We start from the raw sequence: 25,371 nt of genomic DNA, 5'->3' as shown, positions 1-25,371 counted from the left end.
TCCGGCCGCCCCTACCGGTCCGCGTCGCTGGTGGCGTCGCGGTCGGCCGCGGCGGCCGCCGACTCCGCGGCGTCGACCTTCTGCTTCATGTCCGCGTAGCCCGAGGGGGTGCTGGACGGGGTGGCGGCGTCGTCGTGGCCGCAGGCGGTGGTGAGGGCGGCGAGGGCGGCCAGGGTGACGGCCGCCGCCGCGCGCCGGGTGCCGGGCCTCACTTGGCGCTGTCCTTGTTGCCGCCGTCGTTCTTCGCGCACCAGGTCTTGACCCCGGCGAGGTCCTTCTTGCGCTGCTCCAGGTCCTTCTTCAGGGACTCCCGGGTGTCGAGGCGGCCCTGGAGGAAGGTGGCGATCTCGGTGTGGCCGGCCTTCTTGGCGTTGTCGACGCGCTGCTGGAGCCGGGCCACGGAGCCGCGCCGGGCCTTGCCGGCGTCGAGCCGCTTCAGGGCGCGGTCGATGCGCTGGTCGACCTTCGGGGCCCGCTTGCAGAGGGCTCGCGCGCCGTCACCGGCGGGCTTGGCGCCGGGAGAGGCGTCGGCGGCGGACGCGGCACCGGCCGAGCCCGCCAGCAGCGCCGCCGTGGCGAGGCCCGCGAGGAGGGTGCGGGTGCTTCGTCGTGCGTCCATGTGCGTCTCCGTTCACGTCCGGGACGGGCTGTGGTGCCGTCCGTCGCCCCGGAGGCTAGGAGGCGTCTTTGGGGAAACCTTGTGACCGGTTCGCCCCGGCCGTCCCGATCAGCCAGTCCCGCCGCCCCGGCGCCCCGGTGCCGTCCAGCGGCAGCCGTACCTCGAAGCGGGCCCCGGTGCCGTCCGGGCCGTCGGTGACGCCGACGCTCCCCCGGTGCAGCGCGGCCTGCTGGGCGACCAGGGTGAGCCCCAGCCCCGAGCCGGTGCTGTCAGGGCCCCGCTGGAACCGCTCGAAGAGCCGCTGGCGGGACGCGGCCGGTATGCCGGGCCCCTGGTCGGCCACGACCACCACGGCCTGCTCCCCCGCACGCCCCACGGCCACCCGTATCCGCGCGACGCCCGCCGGATCGCGGCCGTGGGCGAGCGCGTTGGCGAGCAGGTTGTCCAGCAGCAGCCGCAGCCCCGGCTCCCACCCCGGCACGGTGACCCCCGGCTCGGCGTCCAGGACGACATCGGCGCCCCGGTCCCGCCTCCGTACCTCGGCCACGGCGGTGTCGGCGAGGTCCGCGAGGTCCACGGCGGCGAAGGTCTCGGCCTCCACCAGGTCACCCCGGCCCAGCTCCCGGAGCATCACCAGCAGGTGCAGCAGACGGGCGTGTTCGAGGCGGAGGTCGGCCAGTGCCTCGTCCCGGTCGGGGTCGGGCAGGCCGGGGAGGTCGAGGACGTCGAGGTTGGTGCCCATGCTCATCAGCGGGGTGCGCAGTTCGTGCGCGGCGGCCGAGGAGAAGGAACGGGCGGTGTCGAGCGCCTCGGCTGTGCGGGCGGCCTGTTCGTCGTAGCGGGCGAGCACCGTGCGCAGGGTGGCGCTGAGTTCGTCGACCTCGGTGACGCCGGTGCGCTCCGGTCCGAGCCGTACGCCGCTGGTGCGCGGGTCCAGGCCCGCCGTACGCCGGGTGAGGCGGCGCAGGGGCGCGCTCGCACCGGCGGCCAGGGCCCAGGCGAGGGCACCGGCGGCGGGCGCCGCGAGCAGCGCGGTGAACACCACCCGGCGCCGGACCAGCAGGACTTGGGCCCGGTCGGCGGTGTCCGGGGCGAACACCCACAGGGTGCCGCCGCGCACCGGCCGGGCCAGCCCGCGCCAGCTCCGGGCGCCGTCGCGGATGGTCACCGGCACCCCGGTCCGCTCGGGCAGTTGGGCCGAGGCGCCGGGCTGGGGGCCGCCGCTGAAGACACCGTCCGGCCCCTGGACGCGTACGCCGACGTCGAGGGCGGCGCTGAAGAGTTGCCGCTCGCGCTGGTCGGCCACGCGGGGGCGGTTGCCCGCCGAGGCGCGCAGCAGGGCGCGGGCGTCCGGGGCGATGGCGGCGGCACGTTGGCGCAGGTGCTGGTCGCCGGCCCGGTGCAGGTCGCGGGCGACCAGGTGGGTCAGCAGCCAGCCGGAGGCCAGCACCAGCAGCGGGACGGTGCAGCCGACGGCGAGGCCGACACGGGCGGAGAGCCTCACCGCGCCTCCCGGAACACGAAGCCGACCCCGCGCACGGTGTGCACCAGCCTGGGCGCGCCGTCGGCCTCCAGTTTCCGGCGCAGATAGCTGACGAAGGTGTCGACGGCGTCGGTACGTACCTCGAAGTCGTAACCCCAGACGCGTTCGAGGAGCTGGTCGCGGGTGAGGACGAGCCCGGCGTTGCGCATCAGCACCTCCAGGAGCTCGAACTCCCGCCGGGTCAGGTCGAGTACGCGGCCGTCGCGCAGCGCGGTACGGGCGCCGGGGTCTATCTCGATCCCGGCCTCGCGCAGCACCTCCCGGCCGCTGGGCGGGCTGCGGCGCAGCAGGGCGCGCAGCCGAGCACGAGTTCCTGGAGGGCGAAGGGCTTGACCAGGTAGTCGTCGCCGCCCGCCTGGAGCCCGGCGATCCGGTCGGCGGTCTCGTCCAGCGCGGACAGCATCAGGACGGGCAGTTCGCGGCCCTCCTCGCGGAGCCGAGCGCACACCTGGATGCCGGTGAGGCCGGGCATCGACACGTCCAGCACCAGCACGTCCGGCGGCTCCTGGCCGATGGCGGCGAGCGCCTGGCGGCCGTCGGCGGCGGTGCGCACGGTGAAGCCGTTCAGCCTGAGGCCGCGCTCCAGGGAGCGGCGGATCGCCGCGTCGTCGTCCACCACCAGGACGGTTCCGGGGCTTGCCGAGTCACTCACGCGTCCTCCTCGCGGACTGCCAAACCTCAACAGCAACAGAGGAGTTGAGGTTAAGTCGAATTGCGGAACAAATGGTCCAGACCTATTGACCTCTGGTCCAGACCTTTCCTATTGTCGCGGCACAGCATGGGCGTGAAGGCTCAGTCATGCCCCCCATGCCTCGTGAAGTTCCCCCCGACATCGAGGGAGGCGCACATGCGCTTCAGACACAGAGTCGCGGCGGGTGCCGTGACCCTGCTGCTCCCCCTGGCCGGCCTCGTCGGCCTGGCCGCCCCCGCCGAGGCCGCCACCAACGTCACCGCGAGCTATGTGAAGTCCCAGGACTGGGGCAGCGGTTTCGAAGGCAAGTGGACCGTCAAGAACACCGGCACCACCGCCATCAGCTCCTGGACGATCGAGTGGGACTTCCCCTCGGGCACGTCCGTCACCTCCGCGTGGGACGCCGACGTCACCTCCTCCGGCACCCACTGGACGGCGAAGAACAAGTCGTACAACGGCTCGGTCGCCCCCGGCTCCTCCATCTCCTTCGCCTTCAACGGCGCGGGCACCGGCTCCCCGAGCAACTGCAAGCTGAACGGCGACAGTTGTGACGGCACCACGGTGCCCGGCGACGCGGCGCCCTCCGCCCCCGGCCAGCCCACCGCCTCCGCCGTGACCGACACCTCGGTCAAGCTGAGCTGGTCGGCCGCCACCGACGACAAGGGCGTCAAGAACTACGACGTGCTGCGCGACGGCGCCAAGGTCGCCACCGTCACCACCACCTCGTACTCGGACACCGGCCTCACCGCCGGCACCGACTACTCCTACAGCGTGCGCGCCCGCGACACCGCCGACCAGACCGGTCCGGCCAGCGCCGCGACCGCCGTGCGCACCACCGGCGGCGGCACCAACCCGCCGCCCGCCACCGGCGACAAGGTCAAGCTCGGCTACTTCACCGAGTGGGGCATCTACGGCCGGAACTACAACGTCAAGAACATCGTGACGTCCGGCTCCGCGTCCAAGATCACGCACATCAACTACGCCTTCGGCAATGTCACCGGCGGCAAGTGCGCGATCGGTGACTCCTACGCCGACTACGACAAGGCGTTCACCGCCGACCAGTCGGTCAGCGGCGCCGCCGACACCTGGGACCAGCCGCTGCGCGGCAACTTCAACCAGCTCCGGCAGCTCAAGGCCAAGTACCCGAACATCAAGGTGCTGTGGTCCTTCGGCGGCTGGACCTGGTCCGGCGGCTTCGGCGAGGCGGCCAAGAACCCGGCCGCGTTCGCCCAGTCCTGCTACGACCTGGTGGAGGACCCCCGCTGGGCCGATGTCTTCGACGGCATCGACATCGACTGGGAGTACCCCAACGCCTGCGGTCTGTCCTGCGACACCAGCGGCTCCGCGGCCTTCAAGAACGTGGCCTCCGCGCTGCGCGCCAAGTTCGGCGCCAACTACCTGGTCACCGCCGCGGTCACCGCGGACGGCTCCAGCGGCGGCAAGATCGAGGCCGCCGACTACGCGGGCGCCTCGCAGTACCTCAACTGGTACAACGTGATGACGTACGACTTCTTCGGCGCCTTCGACGCCAAGGGTCCGACGGCCCCGCACTCCCCGCTCACCTCGTACAGCGGCATCCCGAAGGCGGGCTTCACCACCGCCGACGCGATGGCCAAGTACAAGGCGGCCGGTGTCCCGGCGAACAAGCTGCTCATCGGCATCGGCTTCTACGGCCGCGGCTGGACCGGTGTCACCCAGGACGCCCCCGGCGGCACCGCCACCGGAGCCGCTCCGGGCACCTACGAGGCCGGTATCGAGGACTACAAGGTGCTCAAGGGCTCCTGCCCGGTCACCGGCACGATCGCGGGCACCGCGTACGCCCACTGCGGCAGCAACTGGTGGTCGTACGACACCCCGTCGACCATCGCCGGCAAGATGAGCTGGGCGAAGCAGCAGGGCCTGGGCGGCGCGTTCTTCTGGGACTTCACCGGGGACACCAGCAACGGTGAACTCGTGACGGCCCTCAGCAACGGCCTGTCGTAAGGAAGTTCGGGGGGCCTAGCCCCTCAAGCGACGTTGACGCGCTGACCGGGCGGGGCTGCTTCCAGCCACGCGAGAAATCCGGTCAGCGCGTCTTCGCTCATGGCGAGTTCGAGGCGGGTGCCCCGGTGGACACAGGCGAGGATCACCGCGTCGGACAGCAGCGCCAGCTCCTCCTCGCCCTCGGGCAGCCGGCGTCCGGCCACCTCGATCCGCGAGCGCTCCAGCACCCGGCGCGGGCGCAGGGCGTAGGAGAACACCCGGAACCACTCGATGCGGTCCCCGTTGTAGCGGGCGATGCCGTAGCTCCAGCCCTTGCCGTTCACATCGCTCTGCTCCGCCACGTCCCAGCGCAGCGAACAGTCGAAGGTGCCGCCGGACCGCTGGATGAGCCTGCGGCGCAGGCCGAACAGGAACAGACCCACCACCACGAGCGCGACCACGATTCCGCACACAGTCAGAGCGAGGACCATCGGCACCGACCTCCTCGTCTCCCAGGTAGTGGAACTGCTTTCGGCTCAGGGTAATGAAACCGCAGAGCCAGGTAATGGAACCGGAAAAACACCCGGATTCACCTCAGCCGCGACCGGCACCGGAATGTTTCCGGGCCGGCCGCGGCTGAATGATGGTCACACGGCGCGATGATCAGCGCGCGGAGGTCGCCGCCCGCAGACGGACGTCGGCGCGACGCTGGGCGTCCTCGTCGTCCTCCGCCTTCGCTCGCTCCAGCTCGCGCTCGACGCGCTGGACGTCGATCTCCTCCGCCAGCTCGGCGATCTCGGCCAGCAGCGACAGCTTGTCGTCCGCGAACGAGATGAAACCGCCGTGCACCGCGGCGACGACAGTGCCGCCGTCGCTGGTGCGGATGGTCACCGGGCCCGACTCCAGCACACCGAGCAGCGGCTGGTGACCGGGCATGACGCCGATGTCGCCGGACGTGGTGCGCGCGACGACCAGGGTGGCCTCGCCGGACCAGACCTGGCGGTCGGCGGCGACCAGCTCGACGTGCAGCTCAGCAGCCAAGGTTGGCTCCTCGGATCACCACCCGGCGGATGTGCCGGGTGTCGGGGTCAATATCAGGGGGCTTGGCCGAGGGGGCGGGACGTGCCCGCCCCCCGGCCAGGAGCGCGGGTGTCAGGAGACGCCCAGCTCCTTCGCGTTCTTCTTCAGGTCCTCGATGCCACCGCACATGAAGAACGCCTGCTCCGGGAAGTGGTCGTACTCACCGTCGCAGATCGCGTTGAACGCGGCGATGGTCTCGTCCACCGGAACGTCCGAACCGTCCACGCCGGTGAACTGCTTGGCGACGTGGGTGTTCTGGGACAGGAAGCGCTCCACGCGACGGGCACGGTGGACGACGAGCTTGTCCTCCTCGCCCAGCTCGTCGATACCGAGGATCGCGATGATGTCCTGGAGGTCCTTGTACTTCTGCAGGATGTTCTTGACGCGCATGGCGCAGTCGTAGTGGTCCTGCGCGATGTACCGCGGGTCCAGGATGCGGGACGTGGAGTCCAGCGGGTCCACGGCCGGGTAGATGCCCTTCTCCGAGATCGGACGGGACAGCACCGTCGTCGCGTCGAGGTGGGCGAACGTGGTGGCCGGGGCCGGGTCGGTCAGGTCGTCCGCGGGGACGTAGATCGCCTGCATCGAGGTGATCGAGTGACCGCGGGTCGACGTGATGCGCTCCTGGAGGAGACCCATCTCGTCGGCCAGGTTCGGCTGGTAACCCACGGCGGACGGCATGCGGCCGAGCAGCGTGGAGACCTCGGAACCGGCCTGCGTGAAGCGGAAGATGTTGTCGATGAAGAACAGCACGTCCTGCTTCTGGACGTCACGGAAGTACTCGGCCATGGTGAGGCCGGCCAGCGCGACGCGCAGACGGGTGCCCGGCGGCTCGTCCATCTGACCGAAGACGAGCGCGGTCTTGTCGATGACGCCCGACTCGGTCATCTCCGCGATGAGGTCGTTGCCCTCACGCGTGCGCTCACCGACACCGGCGAACACCGAGACACCGTCGTGGTTGTTGGCGACGCGGTAGATCATCTCCTGGATGAGCACCGTCTTGCCGACACCGGCACCGCCGAACAGGCCGATCTTGCCGCCCTTGACGTACGGGGTGAGCAGGTCGATGACCTTGACGCCCGTCTCGAACATCTCGGTCTTCGACTCGAGCTCGTCGAAGTTCGGGGCCTTGCGGTGGATCGGCCAGCGCTCGCCGGTGTGCTTCTCGTCGACGTTCAGCACCTCACCGAGGGTGTTGAACACCTTGCCCTTGGTGAAGTCGCCGACCGGGACGGAGATCGCGTCGCCGCTGTCCGTCACGACGGACTGGCGGACCAGACCGTCGGTGGGCTGCATGGAGATGGTGCGGACCAGGCCGTCACCCAGGTGCTGGGCGACCTCCAGGGTCAGCGTCTTCTTCTCGCCGTGCTTCGCCGGGTCGGCGACCTCGACGGTCAGGGCGTTGTAGATCTCCGGCATCGCGTCGACGGGGAACTCCACGTCGACGACCGGGCCGATGACGCGGGCGACGCGACCCGTGGCCGCCGCGGTCTCAACAGTGGTGGTCATTTATCGGTCACTCCCCGCGGTCGCGTCGGCCAGGGCGCTGGCGCCACCGACGATCTCGCTGATTTCCTGGGTGATTTCGGCCTGGCGGGCCGCGTTGGCAAGACGGGAGAGCGTGTTGATCAGCTCGCCCGCGTTGTCGGTGGCCGACTTCATCGCGCGCCGCGTGGCGGCGTGCTTCGAAGCGGCCGACTGGAGCATCGCGTTGTAGATGCGGCTCTCGACGTACCGGGGCAGCAGGGCGTCCAGGACGTCCTCCGCCGACGGCTCGAAGTCGTACAGCGGGAGGATCTCACCGTCGCCGGTCTTCTCCTCCGTGACCTCGTCGAGGCGCAGCGGGAGCAGCCGCTCGGCGACCGCCGTCTGCGTCATCATCGAGACGAACTCGGTGAAGACGATGTACAGCTCGTCCGCGCCGCCGTCCGCGTCGGGCGTCTCGACGGCCTCGATCAGGGGCGCCGCGACCTTCTTGGCGTCCCCGTACGTGGGCTCGTCGGTGAAACCCGTCCACGACTCCGCGATCTTGCGCTCACGGAAGTTGTAGTGCGCGACACCGCGGCGGCCGACGATGAACGTCTCCACCTGCTTGCCCTCGCGCTCGAGGCGCTCGGTGAGCTGCTCGCCCGCCTTGATGGCGTTGGAGTTGAAGGCGCCGGCCAGGCCGCGGTCGCTCGTGAGGAGCAGGACCGCGGCACGGGTCGGGTTCTCGGCCTCCGTGGTGAGCGGGTGCTTGGTGTTCGAGCCGGTGGCGACCGACTTGACCGCGCGGGTCAGCTCGTCCGCGTACGGCTTGGAGGCCGCCACCTTGCGCTGCGCCTTGACGACACGCGAGGCGGCGATCATCTCCATCGCCTTGGTGATCTTCTTGGTCGCGGTGACGGATCGGATGCGACGCTTGTAGACCCGGAGCTGGGCTCCCATGAGTCAGGTCCCTTCCTTACGTCACTTGGCGGGAGAGGCCGGGGTGTCGTCGCCGAGGAGCTTGCCGTCCGAGGTCTCGAACTGCTTCTTGAACTCCGCGATCGCGTCACCGATGCCCTGCAGGGTGTCGTCCGACATCTTGCCGCCCTCCTTGATGGAGGTCATCAGGCCCTGGTGCGAACGGTGCAGGTACTCCAGCAGCTCCTTGTCGAAGCGACGGACGTCCTCGACCGGCACGTCGTCCATGCGGCCCGTACCACCGGCCCAGATCGAGACGACCTGGTCCTCGGTGGACATCGGCTGGTACTGGTTCTGCTTCAGCAGCTCGGTCATCCGCTGACCGCGGTCGAGCTGGTTCTTGGACGCCTGGTCCAGGTCGGAACCGAAGGCGGCGAACGCCTCCAGCTCACGGAACTGGGCGAGGTCCACGCGCAGTCGGCCGGAGACCTGCTTCATCGCCTTGTGCTGGGCGGAACCGCCGACTCGGGAGACGGAGATACCGACGTTCAGCGCGGGACGCTGACCGGCGTTGAAGAGGTCCGACTCCAGGAAGCACTGGCCGTCGGTGATGGAGATGACGTTGGTCGGGATGAACGCCGAGACGTCGTTGGCCTTCGTCTCGACGATCGGCAGACCCGTCATCGAGCCGGCGCCCATGTCGTCGGAGAGCTTCGCGCAGCGCTCCAGCAGACGGGAGTGCAGGTAGAAGACGTCACCGGGGTACGCCTCGCGGCCCGGCGGACGGCGCAGCAGCAGGGACACGGCGCGGTAGGCGTCGGCCTGCTTCGACAGGTCGTCGAAGACGATCAGGACGTGCTTGCCCTGGTACATCCAGTGCTGGCCGATGGCGGAACCGGTGTACGGCGCCAGGTACTTGAAGCCGGCCGGGTCGGACGCCGGGGCGGCGACGATGGTCGTGTACTCCAGCGCGCCGTTCTCCTCCAGCGCGCGGCGTACGCCGGCGATGGTGGAGCCCTTCTGGCCGATGGCGACGTAGATGCAGCGGACCTGCTTGTTCGGGTCGCCGGTGCGCCAGTTGTCGCGCTGGTTGATGATCGTGTCGACGGCCAGGGCGGTCTTGCCGGTCTGGCGGTCACCGATGATGAGCTGGCGCTGGCCGCGGCCGATCGGGGTCATGGCGTCGACCGCCATGTAGCCCGTCTCCATCGGCTGGTGCACCGACTGGCGCTCCATGACCGTGGGGGCCTGCAGTTCGAGGGCGCGGCGGCCGTCGGTCTCGACCTCGCCGAGGCCGTCGATCGGCTGGCCCAGCGGGTCGACGACACGGCCGAGGTAGCCGTCGCCGACGGCGACCGAGAGGACCTCTCCGGTGCGGTGCACCGGCTGGCCCTCCTCGATGCCGCTGTACTCGCCGAGAACGATGGCACCGATCTCGCGCTCCTCGAGGTTGAGGGCGAGGCCGAGGGTGCCGTCCTCGAACTTCAGCAGCTCGTTGGCCATGGCCGAGGGAAGACCCTCGACCTTCGCGACGCCGTCGCCGGCGACGGTGACCGTACCGACCTCCTCGCGCGAGGCCGCGTCCGGCTTGTACGACTGGACGAAGTTCTCCAGTGCGTCCCGGATCTCCTCCGGCCGGATCGTGAGCTCCGCCATCTGGGTTCCCTGCTCTCCTTGTTGGGCCCGAAGTTTCACTTTGGGGGGATGTCTGACTCCGGACTCCCCCCTGAACGAGGTGAATCCTCTGCACGGCCCAACCAGGGCCGTAATTACGTACTGCGTGTTGAGTTCTAGCTCGCCATACGGCGGGCGGCGTCGTCCAGCCGGTCCGCCAGGGAGCCGTTGATGACCTCGTCACCGACCTGCACCCGGATACCGCCGATGACCTCGGGGTCCACGTCCAGGTTGAGGTGCATCCGGCGGCCGTAGAGCTTGGCCAGGGCGTCACCCAGGCGACGCTTCTGGGCCTCGCTCAGCGGCACCGCCGAGGTGACGGTCGCCACCAGCCGGTCCCGGCGCTCCGCGGCCAGCTTGGACAGGGACTCGAGTCCCGCTTCCAGGCTACGTCCACGCGGCGCGGTAACCAGTCGGGTGACCAGACGCTCGGTGACGGGCTTGGCCCGTCCGCCCAGCAGCCGGTGCACCAGCTCGGCCTTGGCCGCGGTGGACGCCGACCGGTCGGTCAGCGCGGCCCGCAGGGCCGGGTCGGAGGCGACGATCCGGCCGAACCGGAACAGCTCGTCCTCGACGTCGTCCAGCGTGCCCGACTTCTCCGCGGCGGTGAGGTCGGCGATGTCCGCCAGCTCCTCCAGCGCGTCCACCAGGTCGCGGGGCTGCGACCAGCGGGACCGGGCGAGACCGGTCACCAGGTCGGCGGTCGGACCGCTCACCTGGCCGCCGATCAGGCGCTGCACCAGCTCGGCCTTGGCCTCGGCGGGCTGCGCCGGGTCGGTGAGGACCCGGCGCAGGCCGGCCTCGCGGTCGAGCAGCGCGGTGACGGCCGCCAGCTCGTCGGCGAGCTGCGCGGCGTCCACGGAGGTGGAGTCCGTCAGCGCGTCGAGACGCTCCCGTGCGGCTGCCAGGGCCTCGCGGCTCGCTCCGTTCATCGCGTGGCCTCGGCCTTCTCGTCGAGCTCGTCGAGGAAGCGGTCGATCACACGGCTCTGCCGGGCGTGGTCCTCGAGGGACTCACCGACGAGCTTGCCGGCCAGTTCGGTGGCGAGCTTGCCGACGTCCTGGCGGAGCGAGGCCGAAGCGGCCTTGCGGTCGGCCGCGATCTGGGCGTGACCGGCGGCGACGATCTCCTCGCGCTGACGCTGGCCCTCGGCCCGCATCTCCGCGATGAGCGTCGCACCCTGCTCCTGAGCCTCCTGGCGCAGCCGGGCGGCCTCGTGACGGGCCTCGGCGAGCTGGGCCTTGTACTGCTCGAGGACGCTCTGAGCCTCGGTCTGCGCGGCCTCGGCCTTCTCGATCCCGCCCTCGATCGCTTCGCGGCGCTCCTCCAGAACCTTGTTGATGTTCGGGAGGAGCTTCCAGGCGAGGAAGCCGAAGACGATGACAAAGGCGATCAGGCCGATGACGAGCTCTGGGATCGGCGGGATGAGGGGGTTCTCGGCCTCCTCAGCCGCCAGCATTACCAGGGGGCTCATATCAGTGCCTTTCGTCTAGCTAAAGGGCGTCGGTCGGATCAGGCGCTCGGGTAGACGAACGGCATGACCAGACCGATCAGGGCGAGCGCCTCACAGAAGGCGAAGCCGAGGATCTGGTTGGCGCGGATCAGGCCGGCAGCCTCGGGCTGGCGGGCGAGCGCCTGGGTGCCGTTACCGAAGATGATGCCGACGCCGACGCCCGGGCCGATGGCGGCGAGGCCGTAACCGATGGAGCCGAGGTTGCCCTTGATCTCGACGCCGGCGGCAAGGGTCTGGAGAGCGGACATGCCGGTTCTTCCTTCTCTTTCAATGACCGGTGGGGGATGGCCACCGGATGTCTGGATGGGTGAGGCGCAGTTGCTCAGTGGTGCTCGGCGAGCGCGCCCTGGATGAAGCTGCACGTGAGGAGCACGAAGACGTACGCCTGGACAGCCTGGATGAAGAGTTCGAAGGCGGTCATCACGAGGACCATGACGAACGAGACGGCGGAGTAGGCGATGCCGATGCCGTTCAGCATGTACCAGCTTGCGATCGTGAAGAGCAGCAGCAGGGTGTGACCGGCGAACATGTTGGCGAAGAGCCGCACGGCGTGCGTGAACGGCCGGACCAGCAGGTTCGAGAACAGTTCGATCGTCATCGACAGCGGGAGCACCGCGCCGAGCGACTTGTCGTAACCGGTGAAGTTCTTGAAGGCGCCGACGAAGCCCTGGCGCTTGAAGGTGAGACCGACCCAGAGGACGTAGACGATCGCGGCCAGGATGGCCGGGTACGAGATGATCGCCGTCACCGGGAACTGGGCGACCGGGATGATCGACCAGAGGTTCATCATCCAGACGAAGAAGAACAGCGAGACGACCAGAGGTACGTACTTCTCGCCCTCCTTCTTGCCGATCGTCTCGTAGACGACGCCGCGCCGGATGAAGTCGTAGCCGGACTCGGCGATCATCTGGAGCTTGCCGGGGACGACCTTCGGGCGGGCGAAGGCGGCCCAGAAGAAGGCCACGACGACGATGGAGCCGATCAGGGCCAGCAGCATCGTCTTGTTGAAGTACAGGTTGCTGTCCGCGTCGCCCCAGAGCGGCTTGAACAGGAACGAGTGCAGGCCCGGAGCCGGGAAGCCGCACCCGGAGAACAGGTGACAGCTCGTGTCGAAAGCGAGCGTCTGCGTCGGATCAGCACTCACCGCGGGCTCCTTCATCGTGGCGCATAGGTACGGCAACCTCGTTGTGTCGGCGCGGCGTACGGCCGCGGTTCGGCACGGGACTGGTGTTACGGATGTGGGGGCGGCTGGGGGGCATCTAGCCTCGCAGTGGAACAGGCGTCAGCTTGAGTGCCCGCGCCCGCGATGCCGCAGTTGGCACCGGACGATAGCAGGATCTCTCCCGCGCCTTTATCCCGGCCCTACCCCTCACGACGATCGGTCCGTCTTCTGGGACTTGTCGTCCTTCGACGAAGCATCGGGATCGACGTAGAGGATCTTGGCCTTCATGTGGGCGCGCGCCTGGGCGACGATCCACGTGAGGGTGGCCACCACCAGAACGACGGCGAAGGCACGGGGGTTGAACAGGGTGGTGTTCTTGAACAGACCCACGAAGACGACCAGCAGCAGGAGTTGGGCCGCGTAGAGCATCAGGCCCATCATCTGGAAGAGCTGCGGGAACGACCTGGCGGTGCGCTGCAGGACGTAAAGACCGATCCCCATGAAGAGGATGACGATCAGTGTGCCCACGACGGCCCCGATCGCACCCTTGCCACCGGCGACCACACCGCTGACGACGGCGGCGATCGCGCCGACGGCAGCCGTGGGCACGGCGGCCTGGGCAAGAATCCGGACGTCATTGGACGGCATGGCGGCAACTCCGCTTTCACAGGGGGCAGGTGTCGTCATGGACGAGCGTAGTCCCGGACCGAGTACGGAAACTCTTACGCCGTCGGACCGTTGCTTCACGGTCTCCGGCTCTGTCCTGGGTTCTCGTGAACCGTATCACAAACTATTTGATGAGGTCTTTACCTGGGGGTGCATCTGTTGTCACACATGAGGGTGACGACGCGCACAGGTGCAAGAACCGGGTGAGCTTGTCTGGTATTAGGGCGCTTTGCTCCCCCACGACTTGGCAATGCTCTAGTCAGATTCTTACCTTGCGATTCTTGGCGGAACGCGTACGAGCGCCGATCGCGGTCGCCCCGTTGACACCCGGCACCGCCGCCACCGCGGCCGGCTCGGGGGTCGCCTCGGTGAGGTCCGCGGTGGCCGCTTCGCCGGACTCGTCCCCGGAGTCCGCGCCGGTCTCCGGAGGTTCCGGATAGCGGCGGTAGCGCGGGGGGACGAAGTGCTGGGCCCAGCGGGGGGCGTGGGGGGTGAAGCGGGGCAGGAGGAGCATGACCAGGCCGATGGCGCTGAGGAAGACGACGCCGAGGACGATCCACATCGAGGCCGAGTTGACCGAGTAGGCGAGGACGCCGAAGCCGATGAGGGCCGACCAGAAGTACATGATGAGCACCGCCCGGCTGTGCGAGTGCCCGATCTCCAGGAGGCGGTGGTGGAGATGCCCGCGGTCGGCCGCGAAGGGGGACTGGCCGCGCCAGGTGCGGCGCACGATGGCCAGTACGAGGTCGGCGGCCGGGATGGCGATGATCGACAGCGGCAGCAGCAGCGGGATGTACGCGGGCACCATCTGGTGCACGGTGCTGCGCTCGGAACCGGAGAACAGGTTCAGCCGGTCCGGGTCGATCTGCCCCGTGACGGAGATCGCGCTGCCCGCCAGCACCAGCCCGATCAGCATCGAACCGGAGTCGCCCATGAAGATGCGCGCCGGATGCATGTTGTGCGGCAGGAAGCCCAGACACATGCCCATCAGGATCGCCGCGAACAGCGTCGCCGGGGCGGCCGCCTCGATGCCGTAGCCGTACCAGATGCGGTAGGCGTACATGAAGAACGCGGCGGTGGCGATGCAGACCATGCCGGCGGCGAGACCGTCGAGGCCGTCCACGAAGTTGACCGCGTTGATGGTGATGACGACCAGGGCGACGGTCAGCAGGGTGCCCTGCCACTGGGTGACGGCGACCAGGCCCACACCGGGCACCGGCAGCCACAGGATCGTCAGACCCTGCACCACCATCACACCGGCGGCGATCATCTGCCCGCCCAGCTTGATCAGCGCGTCGATCTCGAACTTGTCGTCCAGCACGCCGATCAGCCAGATCAGCGCCGCCCCGGACAGCAGGGCGCGGGGCTCGTTGGACTTGGCGAAGACCTCGTTGAGGTTCTCCAGGTGGTCCGCGACGAGCAGGCCCGCGCACAGTCCGAAGAACATGGCGATACCGCCGAGCCGCGGAGTGGGCTCCCGGTGCACGTCCCGTGCCCGGATCTCCGGCATCGCTCCCGCCACGATCGCGAACTTCCGTACCGGCCCTGTCAGCAGGTACGTCACCGCGGCCGTGATGAGAAGCGTCAGCAGGTATTCACGCACGGGCATCCCCACAGATCTCGCTGGCCATCACAGCCCCACACCCTAGCGAGGGACACGTACGGTTAAGGACCAGCGGGGGACGGGGATGGTTCCGACGGGGTCGTTCCGTACCCGTATGGCACCCCTCGCACCCGGTTGCTCACTCCGGATACGGCGGGAAGTCGGCGGTCAGCTCGCGTACCTCGGCCCGTGCGGCGGCCGGGTCGTGGGCACCGCTCACCACGCCGACCAGCAGAGCGGCGATCCGGGCCATGGCCGGCTCCCCCATGCCCTGGGTGGTGACGGCGGCGGTGCCGAGCCGCAGCGCCCGGCCGCCGGTGTGCGCAAGCGCACAGCAGTCCAGCACCAGCCCGGCGGCCGCGAGCCGCCCGCGCGCGGTGCGGCCGTCCATGCCGAGCGGGGCGGGGTCGGCCACGATGAGGGCGGTGTCGGTGCCGCCGGTGGCGACCGTGAACCCGGCGTCGGCCAGGTGCCCGGCGAGCGCGTGCGCGTTGGCGACCGTCTGGTGGGCGTAGGCCGCGAAGGCCGGAGTGGCCGCCTCCCCGAACGCGACGGCCTTCGCGGCGACGCTGTTCATCTGGGCCCCGCCCTGGGTGAAGGGGAACACCGCCCGGTCGACCCGCTGGGCGAGCCCGGCCCCGCACAGGATCAGTCCCCCGCGCGGCCCGCGCAGCGTCTTGTGCGTGGTGGCGCACACCAGGTCCGCGTACGGCACCGGATTCGGCGCCGCTCCCCCGGCGACCAGCCCGGCGGAGTGCGTGAGGGTGACGATGAGATACGCCCCGACCTCGTCGGCGACCTCGCGGAAGAAGGCGTGATCGAAGTGGCGGGGGTAGGCGATCGAGCCGCACACCAGAGCCTTGGGCCGGTGTTCGCGGGCCAGCCGACGCACCTCGTCGTGGTCGACAAGACCGGTCTCCGGGTCCAGGCCGTAGCCGACGAAGTCGAACCAGCGGCCGGAGAAGTTGGCGGGCGAGCCGTGGGTGAGATGGCCGCCGTCGTCCAGGCCGAGGGCGAGGACGGTGTCACCGGGGCGCAGCACGGCCGCGTAGGCGGCCAGCATGGCCGAGGAGCCGGTGTGGGGCTGGACGTTGGCGTGCTCGGCGCCGAAGAGGGCCCTGGCGCGCTCCACGGCGATGCGTTCGGCGGTGTCGGCCAGCGCGCAGCCCCCGTGGTACCGGGAGCCGGGATAGCCCTCGGCGTACTTGTTGGCCAGCGGGGAGCCGAGGGTGGCGAGCACGGCGGGCGAGGCGAAGTTCTCGGCCGCGGTGAGCTGGAGGGTCGTCGACTGCCGGTCCAGCTCCCCGCGCAGGATCTCGGCCAGCTCCGGGTCCTGCCGGCTCAGAGTGTCCGCTTCCAGCACGGGTGTGACCGACATGACGGGCTCCGGGCGGTCGACGGTGACGTGGGGCGAGGCCCCAGGTCTCCAATGTAGGCCGTGCGGGAGGCGGCCGCTCGGCCGCCGGAGGAGTCCCGGCGCCGGAGCCCGGCGCGCGTCACATGCGGGCGGGCACGCCCGTCAGCGCGGTGACGACCGGGTCGAGGGCGTCGCGTATCTCGTCGCCGATGGAACGGAAGAAGGGCAGCGGGGCCCCGTAGGGGTCATACACCTCGTCCGCCTCGGCGGTGGGGGCGAGCAGCCAGCCGCGCAGCGCGGCGGCCGCGCGGACCAGGGCGCGGGCGCGCAGCACCACGCCGTCCTCCAGCGGCGGCAGGGTGGCCGGGTCTATCGCGCGGACCAGGCGGGTGAACTCCTTCAGCGTGAAGGTGCGCAGGCCCGCCGAGTGGCCCATGGAGATGACCTGGGCGCGGTGGTCGCGGGTGGCGGTCAGCACCAGGTCGGCCATGATGACGTGCTCGTCCAGCAGTTCCCGGCCGGTGAACCCGGCCGCGTCCGCGCCGAACTCGGAGAGCACGGTCTCCGCGTTCTCCTCCATCCGGGCGCCCTCGTGGCCCCAGGTGCCGGCGCTCTCCACGATCAGGCCGCCGCCGAGCACCCCCAGCCGTTCCGCCACGAAATGCCGGGTCAGCCGCTCGGTGATGGGCGAGCGGCAGACGTTGCCGGTGCTGACGTGGAGGATGCGGAAGGTGTCGCGCGGGAACCCGAAGGTCGTGGTCTGCTCCGCCGGGCGGTCCGCGCCGCCTATGCCGCGCATGGGGGGACCCCCTGCCCGGAGCGCTCGGGCGGGACGTACCGCTGGGGGGCCGTCAATTCGCCACCTCGAGGTCGGGTACGACCTTGCGCAGCTCCTCCGGGGAGATCGCGCCCTGGCGCAGCAGCAGCGGAACGGGGCCCGAGACGTCCACGATGGAGGAGGGCACGTTGCCCGGGGTGGGGCCGCCGTCGAGGTAGACGGAGACGGAGTCGCCGAGCATGCGCTGGGCGTCGTCGCAGGTCTCCGGGGCGGGGTGGCCGGTGAGGTTGCCGGAGGAGACGGCCATCGGGCCGACCTCGGTGAGCAGCTCGATGGCGACCGGGTGCAGCGGCATGCGCACGGCGACGGTGCCGCGGGTGTCGCCGAGGTCCCACTGCAGGGACGGCTGGTGCCGGGCGACCAGGGTGAGCGCGCCGGGCCAGAAGGCGTCGACGAGTTCCCAGGCCAGCTCGGAGAAGTCGGTGACCAGGCCGTGCAGGGTGTTCGGGGAGCCGATGAGGACGGGGGTGGGCATGTTGCGGCCCCGGCCCTTGGCGGCGAGCAGGTCGGCGACGGCTTCCGAGGAGAACGCGTCGGCGCCGATGCCGTAGACCGTGTCGGTCGGCAGCACCACCAGTTCGCCCCGGCGTACGGCGGCGGCTGCCTCGCGCAGGCCCGTCACGCGGTCGGTGGCGTCGTTGGTGTCGTATCGCCGTGCCATGTCTAGCGGGCCTCCTCGTACACGTAACTCTGGAAATGGTGCTGCGCGGTGGTCACAGCGTCGCCTTGCGGGCCGTGGCGAACCGGGGGCGGTTGTTGAGGTCGGGGTGGTCGGCCGCGTCGGCCCAGCCCCGCTCCTCGGTGAAGATCCACGGCACCTGGCCGCCCTGGGTGTCGGCGTGCTCGATGACGACGACACCGCCGGGGCGCAGCAGCCGGTGCGCGGTGCGTTCGATGCCCCGGATCAGGTCGAGCCCGTCCTCGCCGGAGAACAGGGCCAGCTCGGGGTCGTAGTCGCGGGCCTCGGGGGCGACGTACTCCCACTCGGTGAGCGGGATGTACGGCGGGTTGGAGATGACCAGGTCGACCTGGCCGTCCAGGTCCGGGAAGGCGGACAGGGCGTCCCCCTGGCGCAGGTCGACGCGCGAGCCCTCGACGTTCTTACGGGTCCAGCGCAGCGCGTCCTCGGACAGCTCGACGGCGTGCACCCGCGAGCGGGGCACCTCCTGGGCGAGGGCCAGCGCGATGGCGCCGGAGCCGGTGCACAGGTCGACGATGCTGGGCTCGACGACGTCCATCGCGCGTACCGCGTCTATCGCCCAGCCGACCACCGACTCGGTCTCCGGCCGGGGCACGAAGACGCCGGGGCCGACCTGGAGTTCCAGATAGCGGAAGTAGGCCCGCCCGGTGATGTGCTGGAGCGGCTCGCGCTGCTCGCGGCGGGCGATGACCTCCCAGTACCGGGCGTCGAAGTCGGAGTCCTTCACGGTGTGCAGGGCGCCGCGCTTGACGGCGTGCACGAAGGCGGCCAGCTCCTCGGCGTCGGTGCGCGGGGAGGGCACTCCGGCGTCGGCCAGCCGCTGGGTGGCCTGGGCCACCTCCGCGAGCAGCACGCTGCGGGGGCTCGGGGGTCGCCCCCCGAAGTCTTGCTGCACGCTTCTCCTCCGGTCCTCGTGCGTGGTCCTGCCTGGCGTTCTCAGGTGTTCTCAGGCGCTCGCGAGCTTCGCGGCCGAGTCGGCGTCGACGCACGCCTGGATCAGCGCGCTCAGCTCGCCGTCGAGCACCTGGTCCAAGTTGTACGCCTTGAAGCCCACGCGGTGGTCGGAGATGCGGTTCTCCGGGAAGTTGTACGTGCGGATCTTCTCGGAGCGGTCCACGGTGCGCACCTGGCTGCGGCGGGCGTCGGCGGCCTCCGCCTCGGCCTTCTCCTGGGCGGCGGCGAGCAGCCGGGAGCGCAGGATGCGCAGGGCCTGCTCCTTGTTCTGGAGCTGGCTCTTCTCGTTCTGGCAGGAGGCGACCACACCGGTGGGCAGGTGGGTGATGCGCACGGCGGAGTCGGTGGTGTTGACCGACTGGCCACCGGGGCCGGAGGACCGGTACACGTCGATCCGCAGGTCGCTGGGGTTGATCTCGACGTCCACCTCCTCGGCCTCGGGGGTGACGAGCACACCGGCGGCGGAGGTGTGGATGCGGCCCTGGGACTCGGTGGCGGGCACCCGCTGCACGCGGTGCACCCCGCCCTCGTACTTCAGCCGGGCCCAGACGCCCTGGCCGGGCTCGGTGGCACCCTGGCCGCCCTTGGTCTTCACCGCGACCTGGACGTCCTTGTAGCCGCCCAGCTCGGACTCGGTGGCGTCGATGATCTCGGTCTTCCAGCCGACGCGCTCGGCGTAGCGCAGGTACATGCGCAGGAGGTCACCGGCGAACAGGGCGGACTCGTCGCCGCCGGCGCCGGCCTTGATCTCCAGGATGACGTCCTTGTCGTCGCTCGGGTCGCGCGGGACCAGGAGCAGGCGGAGCTTGTCGGTCAGCTCCTCGCGCTGCTTCTCCAGGTCCTTGACCTCGGCGGCGAAGTCGGGGTCGTCGGCCGCCAGCTCACGGGCGGTCTCGATGTCGTCCCCGGACTGCTTCCAGGAGCGGAAGGTGGCCACGATCGGGGTCAGCTCGGCGTAGCGCTTGTTCAGCTTGCGTGCGTGTCCCTGGTCGGCGTGGACCGACGGGTCGGCGAGCTTGCGCTCCAGATCGGCGTGCTCGGCGACGAGTTCCTCGACTGCCTCGAACATCTTTCGGCTCCTGTACTGCGGGTGAAGGGCTGGCGGGCGACCAAAAACGCCGGTCCGTGGTCACGCCCCTCGCGGGGCGCGACCGTGGACCGGCGGTTCGGGGCTCGCTACTTCTTGGAGCCGGAAGCCTTGCCGAAGCGGGCCTCGAAGCGGGCCACGCGGCCACCGGTGTCGAGGATCTTCTGCTTGCCCGTGTAGAACGGGTGGCACTCGGAGCAGACCTCGGCACGGATGGTGCCGTCGATGGTGCTCCGGGTGGTGAACGAGGCGCCACAGGTGCAGCTCACCTGGGTCTCGAAGTACTCGGGGTGGATGTCGCGCTTCAAGGTGTCTCCTAGGTTCCGGGAGGGCGCCGGGTCGCCACCGCGGGAATGCGGGAGCGTGAACCGGAGCCGACGTACCAGTCTGCCAGGACTGGCGCCATCCCCCAAAACCGGGGGTGGGGCTGTTCTATTCCCCGGGCCCTTGGGTCGGCCCGGGGGCAGGCTCAGGGGGTGACGACGCCCTTGGCGCCGCCGGTGGCCGAGCCCGCGGTCGCGGAGTCCGGGACGGGCTGGTCGTTCTTCAGCGCCGTCCAGATCTGCCGGGCCTTGGTCCGCTCCAGCAGCACCCGGTTGGGGTCGGCGGGGTCGTACTGGACCGGCATGGTGACCATGTGCATCCCGGAGGCGCTGATGCCCTTGAGGCCGCCCGCGAAGTCCGCGAGGGAGTTGACCGAGCCGAGGTCGGAGTCGGTGGTCACGGTCCGGGTCGCGGTGTCGGCGAGGTCGTACAGCTTCTTGGGGTTGCTCAGCACGCCGACCTGCTTGGTCTGGGCGATGAGGGCCTTCACGAACGCCTGCTGGAGCTGGATGCGGCCGAGGTCGGAGCCGTCGCCGACACCGTGCCGGGTACGCACCAGGCCGAGCGCCTGCGCGCCGTCGAGGGTGTGCGTGCCGGCCGCCAGGTGGAGATGACTGTCCGGGTCCTGGATGGGGCGGGTGGTGGTGACGCGTACGCCGCCGAGGTCGTCGACCAGGCGCTGGAAGCCCGCGAAGTCGACCTCCAGGTAGTGGTCCATGCGGATGCCGCTGAGCGACTCGACGGTTCTGACCGCGCAGGGCGCGCCGCCGGTGGCGTAGGCCGAGTTGAACATGACGTTCTTCGCCGCCGGGTACGTGTGGCCCTTGGTGTCGGCGCAGGCGGGGCGGTCGATGAGGGTGTCGCGCGGGATGGACACCACGGACGCCTTCTTGTGGCCCTTGTAGAGGTGGACGATCATCGCGGTGTCGGAGCGGGCGCCGCTGTCGGCCGCTCCCCCGCCGATCTTCCGGTTGGCGCCGTCGCGGGTGTCGGAGCCGAGGACCAGGATGTTCTGGGAGCCGTTGTCGGCCTTGGCGGGCCGGTCGCGGCCGAGCATCTGGTTGATGTCGATGCTGTGGATGTTGCCGTTCAGCTTGAAGTAGACGTACCCGGCGCCGGCACCGGCCAGCACGACCACGCCCGCGGCCGTCCAGGCCGTGGCGAGCAGGGCCTTGCGGCCCGTACTGCGGGGCTTGCGGCGGCGGCCCTTGCCCCGGCGGCGGGGGCCGTTCCCGGTCTCCGGTATGCCGGGCTCCGGCGTGCTCTCGGTGGACACTGCGCTCCTAGGTCTCGTCCGTTCGGTTACCCCCTGCGTTCAGGGTCGGGAGCGGTCATCACCACTCCATCGTCGCTCCACCTGGTCGACCAGGGAAACTCGGGACAGGCTCGCACAAAGCGCTGCGCCGCCTGGTACGGCAGTTGTCACCCTCCGTGATCGGGACGGCGGACCGTCTCCCCGTTCACCTGCGCTTTCCGTCAAGGGGCCGTACCGCGCCAAGTCGGTACCGAACGTCACACCTGTGGCAAAGGTCTCGCGGGAGCGCGCAGTGCGCAATCGGCGCACGAAAAGGGGCCGCCCCCGCCGCGTGTGCGGCGGGGGCGGCCCTCAGGTCCGAAGCGGGTGGCTCAGCGGGGCTCAGTCACCGTTGCCGGGGGCCGGCGTCGTCTTCTGGATCTGGGTGAGGAACTCGATGTTCGACTTGGTCTGCTTCATCTTGTCCAGCAGCAGCTCGATCGCCTGCTGCTGGTCGAGCGCGTGCAGCACGCGACGCAGCTTCCAGGTGATGGCCAGCTCCTCGCTGCCGAGCAGGATCTCTTCCTTGCGGGTACCGGACGCGTCGACGTCCACCGCGGGGAAGATGCGCTTGTCGGCGAGCTTCCGGTCGAGCTTGAGCTCCATGTTGCCGGTGCCCTTGAACTCCTCGAAGATCACCTCGTCCATGCGGGACCCGGTGTCGACGAGCGCGGTGGCGAGGATGGTCAGCGAGCCGCCGTCCTCGATGTTGCGCGCGGCACCGAAGAAGCGCTTGGGCGGGTACAGGGCGGTGGAGTCGACACCACCGGAGAGGATGCGGCCCGACGCCGGGGCGGCGAGGTTGTACGCACGGCCCAGACGCGTGATCGAGTCGAGCAGCACGACCACGTCGTGACCCAGCTCCACCAGACGCTTGGCGCGCTCGATGGCCAGCTCGGCGACCGTGGTGTGGTCCTCGGCCGGGCGGTCGAAGGTGGAGGAGATGACCTCGCCCTTCACCGACCGCTGCATGTCGGTGACCTCTTCCGGACGCTCGTCGACCAGGACGACCATCAGGTGGCACTCGGGGTTGTTGTGCGTGATCGCGTTGGCGATCGCCTGCATGATCATGGTCTTGCCGGTCTTCGGCGGGGCCACGATCAGACCGCGCTGGCCCTTGCCGATCGGCGACACGAGGTCGATGATCCGGGTCGTCAGCACACCGGACTCGGACTCCAGACGGAGCCGGTCCTGCGGGTACAGCGGCGTCAGCTTGTTGAACTCCGGCCGCCCACGCCCGTGTTCGGGCGCCATGCCGTTGACCGAGTCGAGGCGGACCAGCGCGTTGAACTTCTCGCGGCGCTCGCCCTCCTTCGGCTGGCGGACCGCGCCGGTGATGTGGTCGCCCTTGCGCAGACCGTTCTTACGGACCTGGGCGAGAGAGACGTACACGTCGTTCGGGCCCGGCAGGTAGCCGGAGGTGCGGATGAACGCGTAGTTGTCGAGGATGTCCAGGATGCCCGCGACGGGGATCAGGACGTCGTCCTCGTTGACCTGCGGCTCGGCGATCTCGTCGCGGCCACGACGGCCACGGCGGTCGCGGTAGCGGCCGCGACGGCCACGGCGGCCGCCCTCGAAGTCGTCGTCATCCTGCTGCTGCTGGCGGTCGCGGTCCTGACGGTCCTGGCGGCCACCCTGCTGCTGACCCTGCTGGCGGTCCTGACGGCCGCCGCCCTGCTGGTCGTCGCCCTTGCCGCGGCGGTCGCGGTCACGGCCGCCCCGGTCGCGGTCACGGTCCCGGCGGTCGCGGCGGCCACGGCCCTCGCCGTCGTCGGCCTTGCCGTCGGCCTGCGGCTGCTGCTGGGCGTCGCCCTTCGGCTCGCTCTTGTCGCCCTTGGTCTCGGTGGACTCGGCGGCGGCCGGGCTGCCCGCGTCGGCGGTGGCACGACGGCGGCGGCGCTCGTTCGGCGCGTCCTCGCGCTCGGCCTCGCCCGCGCGGGCGGGACCGCCGGCCGGCTGGCCGGGGATGTCGATCTGGGCGGCCTTGTCGGCGGCCGGCTGCGCGGCCTTCTCCGCCTTCGCCTCGCCGGCGTCCTCACCCGTACGGGCCTTGGAGGTGGCGCGGCGCTTGGGCTTGGTCTCCTCGGGGGCCTCGGCCTTGGGGGCGCTTCCCCCGGCCTGGGCCTCCTTGATGACCTCGATCAACTGGCTCTTGCGCATCCGCGCGGTGCCCCTGATGCCGAGGCCCGAGGCGACCTGCTGGAGCTCGGCCAGCACCATGCCCTCGAGGCCGGTACCACGGCGCCGCCGGGAGCCGGCACCGGTGGCAGGCGCGGAGTCCGTGGCGGGCGCGGCAGCGGTCTCCTCGACACGTGCGCCCATCAGATCGGTGGTGTCGCTCACGAAGGGTCCTTCCCTGGAGCGGACGTCGGCCTGTCTGGCTCGGCGACCGGTTGTGCTGTCCGGCATCGGTGCCATTCGGAAGTACCGAGCCGGGGCGGTGGTCCGCCATGAAGCGGCGGAAGAGAATTTCTGGTGATGACGCTCCCGCGAGCCGTGACACCCGGTGTCACATGGCGCGGCGGCGCCGATTCCGGAGCGTGCCCGCTGACTCGCTCAGTGCTGCCACACGACGTACTGCCCAGGTACGGCGCACGGAACACGGAGTGGCTTGGGAGGCTCCCGGAAGAATGTCTGTCCCTGACGGGGACACGAAGCACCTCGCCATGGTGGGGTCGGGTGCAGACTTGAGATTAACACTACCGGATGCAACAAACATTCCCCCTCTCCAAATCCGGCAACCGGGTGTCAGGGCGCAAGCGGCAGCACGCTCGCTCCCTGTGTGTCGAGGCTCAGCCGGTTGGCCGCCCAGTCGGCGCCCGCGAGGGCCTGCACCTTGTCGGCGGTGGCCTCGTCGGTGAGCGCCATGACGGTGGGCCCGGCACCGGAGATGACGGCCGCGACACCGTCCGCGCGCAGCCTTTCCACCAGTGCGGCGCTCTCCGGCATGGCGGGGGCGCGGTACTCCTGGTGCAGCCGGTCCTCGGTGGCGGGCAGCAGCAGCTCGGGGCGCCGGGTGAGGGCCTCGACGAGCAGTGCGGCACGGCCCGCGTTGGCGGCGGCGTCGACATGCGGGACGGTGCGCGGGAGCAGTCCGCGCGCGGTCTCCGTGAGCAGGGGCTTCGCGGGCACGAAGACCACCGGGACGATGGAGGGGTCGGGCTCGGTCCGGACGGCGCGGGCGGCGCCCGACTCCAGCCAGGACAAGGTGAATCCACCGAGCAGACAGGCCGCGACGTTGTCGGGGTGGCCCTCGATCTCGGTGGCCAGCTCCAGCAGCGCGGTGTCGTCGAGACGGGACTCGCCGCCTATGGTCACCGCGCGCGCGGCGACGATCCCCGCGCAGATGGCGGCGGAGGAGGAACCGAGGCCCCGGCCGTGCGGGATGCGGTTGGCGCAGACGATCTCCAGCCCGCGCGGCTGTCCGCCCAGCAGGTCGAAGGCGGTGCGCAGGGCGCGTACGAGCAGATGGCGCTCGTCGCGCGGGAGCGTCTCGCCGCCCTCACCGGCGATGTCGATGTGCAGCCCGGAGTCGGCGACCCGGACGACCACGTCGTCGTACAGCCCCAGCGCGAGGCCCAGGGCGTCGAAGCCCGGACCGAGGTTGGCACTGGTGGCGGGGGTGCGCACCCGGACGGCGGCGGCACGGAAGGCGGGACCGGCCATCGCTCGAAGTCTCTCCTTGAGCTGCGTTGACGGACGTGACTGCCGAATGGCCCGCGAGGGGCATCCGGTGCGGACACTCGATGACGTGGTGACGTACGGAGAACCCGCCGGGCCGCTTGGGGCGGCGGCGCCGTGCCACACGCGATGGGCATGTGCGGTGGGCGGGTTGCCCCCAGCCTATCGAAGGAAGGTTCCGCCGCGACATAGGGCGCACAGGAGGCGCACGATGCGTGTCGCAAGCCCCCTGTGCACC

Annotated in this window: 24 protein-coding genes and 1 pseudogene; 1 reads left to right on the top strand and 24 read right to left on the bottom strand. The window is 70.3% G+C overall.

The window, feature by feature from the left end:
• Positions 1–11 precede the first annotated feature (11 nt).
• The 4 genes and pseudogenes from E5083_RS03940 to E5083_RS03925 form a co-directional block, all read right to left on the bottom strand.
• Entirely contained in the window at positions 12–212 is a 201-nt protein-coding gene (locus tag E5083_RS03940; protein ID WP_135784148.1) for a hypothetical protein, read from the bottom strand.
• Positions 209–619 carry a hypothetical protein gene (locus E5083_RS03935; protein WP_135784147.1) on the bottom strand — a complete coding sequence of 137 codons (411 nt, stop codon included), beginning with the start codon at positions 617–619 and terminating at the stop codon, positions 209–211. Before E5083_RS03935 ends, E5083_RS03940 begins: the two co-directional genes overlap by 4 nt.
• A gap of 55 nt (positions 620–674) precedes the next feature.
• The gene (locus E5083_RS03930) at positions 675–2,123 is read right to left on the bottom strand and encodes a sensor histidine kinase (protein ID WP_135784146.1); all 1,449 of its coding nucleotides are present in this window, start codon (positions 2,121–2,123) and stop codon (positions 675–677) included.
• Positions 2,120–2,814, bottom strand: a pseudogene (locus E5083_RS03925) (response regulator transcription factor). Before E5083_RS03925 ends, E5083_RS03930 begins: the two are co-directional and overlap by 4 nt.
• 195 nt (positions 2,815–3,009) lie before the next feature.
• Between E5083_RS03925 and E5083_RS03920 the strand changes: the two are divergent.
• Complete coding sequence (locus E5083_RS03920) at positions 3,010–4,836, top strand: glycoside hydrolase family 18 chitinase (protein ID WP_135784145.1); 1,827 nt, start codon at positions 3,010–3,012, stop codon at positions 4,834–4,836.
• 23 nt (positions 4,837–4,859) lie between these two features.
• On the opposite strand, the gene E5083_RS03915 is transcribed toward E5083_RS03920, so the two are convergent.
• The 20 genes from E5083_RS03915 to thrB form a co-directional block, all read right to left on the bottom strand.
• Positions 4,860–5,306, bottom strand: coding sequence for a DUF2550 domain-containing protein (locus E5083_RS03915; protein ID WP_135784144.1), 447 nt, complete (start codon positions 5,304–5,306; stop codon positions 4,860–4,862).
• 172 nt (positions 5,307–5,478) lie between these two features.
• On the bottom strand, positions 5,479–5,856 hold the full coding sequence (locus E5083_RS03910; protein ID WP_030815967.1) for a F0F1 ATP synthase subunit epsilon: 378 nt from the start codon (positions 5,854–5,856) through the stop codon (positions 5,479–5,481).
• Between the two features lie 111 nt (positions 5,857–5,967).
• A complete protein-coding gene (atpD, locus tag E5083_RS03905) occupies positions 5,968–7,404 on the bottom strand; it encodes a F0F1 ATP synthase subunit beta (RefSeq protein WP_030815964.1) in 1,437 nt (478 codons plus the stop codon).
• On the bottom strand, positions 7,405–8,322 hold the full coding sequence (locus E5083_RS03900) for a F0F1 ATP synthase subunit gamma (RefSeq protein ID WP_135784143.1): 918 nt from the start codon (positions 8,320–8,322) through the stop codon (positions 7,405–7,407).
• A gap of 21 nt (positions 8,323–8,343) precedes the next feature.
• A complete protein-coding gene (gene atpA / locus E5083_RS03895; protein WP_135784142.1) occupies positions 8,344–9,936 on the bottom strand; it encodes a F0F1 ATP synthase subunit alpha in 1,593 nt (530 codons plus the stop codon).
• 134 nt (positions 9,937–10,070) lie between these two features.
• Positions 10,071–10,886: a F0F1 ATP synthase subunit delta gene (locus E5083_RS03890; RefSeq protein WP_135784141.1), complete on the bottom strand. Its 816-nt coding sequence runs from the start codon at positions 10,884–10,886 to the stop codon at positions 10,071–10,073.
• Positions 10,883–11,428: a F0F1 ATP synthase subunit B gene (locus E5083_RS03885; RefSeq protein WP_030815957.1), complete on the bottom strand. Its 546-nt coding sequence runs from the start codon at positions 11,426–11,428 to the stop codon at positions 10,883–10,885. Before E5083_RS03885 ends, E5083_RS03890 begins: the two co-directional genes overlap by 4 nt.
• Positions 11,429–11,466: 38 nt before the next feature.
• The gene (locus tag E5083_RS03880; protein ID WP_010357477.1) at positions 11,467–11,715 is read right to left on the bottom strand and encodes an ATP synthase subunit c family protein; all 249 of its coding nucleotides are present in this window, start codon (positions 11,713–11,715) and stop codon (positions 11,467–11,469) included.
• A 74-nt stretch (positions 11,716–11,789) separates the two neighbouring features.
• Positions 11,790–12,626 carry a F0F1 ATP synthase subunit A gene (gene atpB, locus E5083_RS03875; protein WP_135784140.1) on the bottom strand — a complete coding sequence of 279 codons (837 nt, stop codon included), beginning with the start codon at positions 12,624–12,626 and terminating at the stop codon, positions 11,790–11,792.
• Between the two features lie 210 nt (positions 12,627–12,836).
• Positions 12,837–13,277, bottom strand: a complete 441-nt coding sequence (locus tag E5083_RS03870; RefSeq protein ID WP_135784139.1) for a Cg1360 family ATP-synthase-associated protein — start codon at positions 13,275–13,277, stop codon at positions 12,837–12,839.
• Between the two features lie 277 nt (positions 13,278–13,554).
• Positions 13,555–14,898 (bottom strand): MraY family glycosyltransferase, encoded by a 1,344-nt coding sequence (locus E5083_RS03865; protein WP_135784138.1) that lies wholly within the window; start codon positions 14,896–14,898, stop codon positions 13,555–13,557.
• Positions 14,899–15,037: 139 nt separating this feature from the next.
• Complete coding sequence (locus E5083_RS03860; RefSeq protein ID WP_135784137.1) at positions 15,038–16,276, bottom strand: serine hydroxymethyltransferase; 1,239 nt, start codon at positions 16,274–16,276, stop codon at positions 15,038–15,040.
• 118 nt (positions 16,277–16,394) lie between these two features.
• The gene (locus E5083_RS03855; RefSeq protein WP_030815947.1) at positions 16,395–17,054 is read right to left on the bottom strand and encodes an arsenate reductase/protein-tyrosine-phosphatase family protein; all 660 of its coding nucleotides are present in this window, start codon (positions 17,052–17,054) and stop codon (positions 16,395–16,397) included.
• Positions 17,055–17,106: 52 nt separating this feature from the next.
• Entirely contained in the window at positions 17,107–17,754 is a 648-nt protein-coding gene (locus tag E5083_RS03850; protein WP_086692404.1) for an L-threonylcarbamoyladenylate synthase, read from the bottom strand.
• A 52-nt stretch (positions 17,755–17,806) separates the two neighbouring features.
• Positions 17,807–18,646, bottom strand: a complete 840-nt coding sequence (prmC, locus tag E5083_RS03845) for a peptide chain release factor N(5)-glutamine methyltransferase (RefSeq protein WP_030815940.1) — start codon at positions 18,644–18,646, stop codon at positions 17,807–17,809.
• Between the two features lie 93 nt (positions 18,647–18,739).
• Positions 18,740–19,816: a peptide chain release factor 1 gene (gene prfA, locus E5083_RS03840; RefSeq protein ID WP_135784136.1), complete on the bottom strand. Its 1,077-nt coding sequence runs from the start codon at positions 19,814–19,816 to the stop codon at positions 18,740–18,742.
• Between the two features lie 107 nt (positions 19,817–19,923).
• Complete coding sequence (rpmE, locus tag E5083_RS03835; RefSeq protein WP_030815934.1) at positions 19,924–20,142, bottom strand: 50S ribosomal protein L31; 219 nt, start codon at positions 20,140–20,142, stop codon at positions 19,924–19,926.
• Between the two features lie 161 nt (positions 20,143–20,303).
• Complete coding sequence (locus E5083_RS03830; protein ID WP_135784135.1) at positions 20,304–21,434, bottom strand: LCP family protein; 1,131 nt, start codon at positions 21,432–21,434, stop codon at positions 20,304–20,306.
• A 360-nt stretch (positions 21,435–21,794) separates the two neighbouring features.
• Positions 21,795–23,795: a transcription termination factor Rho gene (gene rho, locus E5083_RS03825; RefSeq protein WP_135784134.1), complete on the bottom strand. Its 2,001-nt coding sequence runs from the start codon at positions 23,793–23,795 to the stop codon at positions 21,795–21,797.
• 405 nt (positions 23,796–24,200) lie between these two features.
• Entirely contained in the window at positions 24,201–25,118 is a 918-nt protein-coding gene (gene thrB / locus E5083_RS03820) for a homoserine kinase (RefSeq protein WP_135784133.1), read from the bottom strand.
• Positions 25,119–25,371: the final 253 nt, after the last annotated feature.

The sequence above is a fragment of the Streptomyces bauhiniae genome (assembly GCF_004784475.1).
In the GTDB taxonomy this organism is placed as follows: domain Bacteria; phylum Actinomycetota; class Actinomycetes; order Streptomycetales; family Streptomycetaceae; genus Streptomyces; species Streptomyces seoulensis.
Note: the sequence above shows the minus strand (reverse complement) of the source record. Positions and strands in the feature narration are given on the sequence as shown.

What these genes read in the sequence shown, in the direction of transcription:
- E5083_RS03935 (WP_135784147.1), bottom strand. Translation starts at nt 619, where the DNA reads ATGGACGCACGACGAAGCACCCGCACCCTCCTCGCGGGCCTCGCCACG.
- E5083_RS03920 (WP_135784145.1), top strand. Translation starts at nt 3,010, where the DNA reads ATGCGCTTCAGACACAGAGTCGCGGCGGGTGCCGTGACCCTGCTGCTC.
- E5083_RS03915 (WP_135784144.1), bottom strand. Translation starts at nt 5,306, where the DNA reads ATGGTCCTCGCTCTGACTGTGTGCGGAATCGTGGTCGCGCTCGTGGTG.
- atpD (WP_030815964.1), bottom strand. Translation starts at nt 7,404, where the DNA reads ATGACCACCACTGTTGAGACCGCGGCGGCCACGGGTCGCGTCGCCCGC.
- E5083_RS03900 (WP_135784143.1), bottom strand. Translation starts at nt 8,322, where the DNA reads ATGGGAGCCCAGCTCCGGGTCTACAAGCGTCGCATCCGATCCGTCACC.
- atpA (WP_135784142.1), bottom strand. Translation starts at nt 9,936, where the DNA reads ATGGCGGAGCTCACGATCCGGCCGGAGGAGATCCGGGACGCACTGGAG.
- E5083_RS03890 (WP_135784141.1), bottom strand. Translation starts at nt 10,886, where the DNA reads ATGAACGGAGCGAGCCGCGAGGCCCTGGCAGCCGCACGGGAGCGTCTC.
- E5083_RS03885 (WP_030815957.1), bottom strand. Translation starts at nt 11,428, where the DNA reads ATGAGCCCCCTGGTAATGCTGGCGGCTGAGGAGGCCGAGAACCCCCTC.
- E5083_RS03880 (WP_010357477.1), bottom strand. Translation starts at nt 11,715, where the DNA reads ATGTCCGCTCTCCAGACCCTTGCCGCCGGCGTCGAGATCAAGGGCAAC.
- atpB (WP_135784140.1), bottom strand. Translation starts at nt 12,626, where the DNA reads ATGAAGGAGCCCGCGGTGAGTGCTGATCCGACGCAGACGCTCGCTTTC.
- E5083_RS03870 (WP_135784139.1), bottom strand. Translation starts at nt 13,277, where the DNA reads ATGCCGTCCAATGACGTCCGGATTCTTGCCCAGGCCGCCGTGCCCACG.
- E5083_RS03860 (WP_135784137.1), bottom strand. Translation starts at nt 16,276, where the DNA reads ATGTCGGTCACACCCGTGCTGGAAGCGGACACTCTGAGCCGGCAGGAC.
- E5083_RS03855 (WP_030815947.1), bottom strand. Translation starts at nt 17,054, where the DNA reads ATGCGCGGCATAGGCGGCGCGGACCGCCCGGCGGAGCAGACCACGACC.
- E5083_RS03850 (WP_086692404.1), bottom strand. Translation starts at nt 17,754, where the DNA reads ATGGCACGGCGATACGACACCAACGACGCCACCGACCGCGTGACGGGC.
- prfA (WP_135784136.1), bottom strand. Translation starts at nt 19,816, where the DNA reads ATGTTCGAGGCAGTCGAGGAACTCGTCGCCGAGCACGCCGATCTGGAG.
- thrB (WP_135784133.1), bottom strand. Translation starts at nt 25,118, where the DNA reads ATGGCCGGTCCCGCCTTCCGTGCCGCCGCCGTCCGGGTGCGCACCCCC.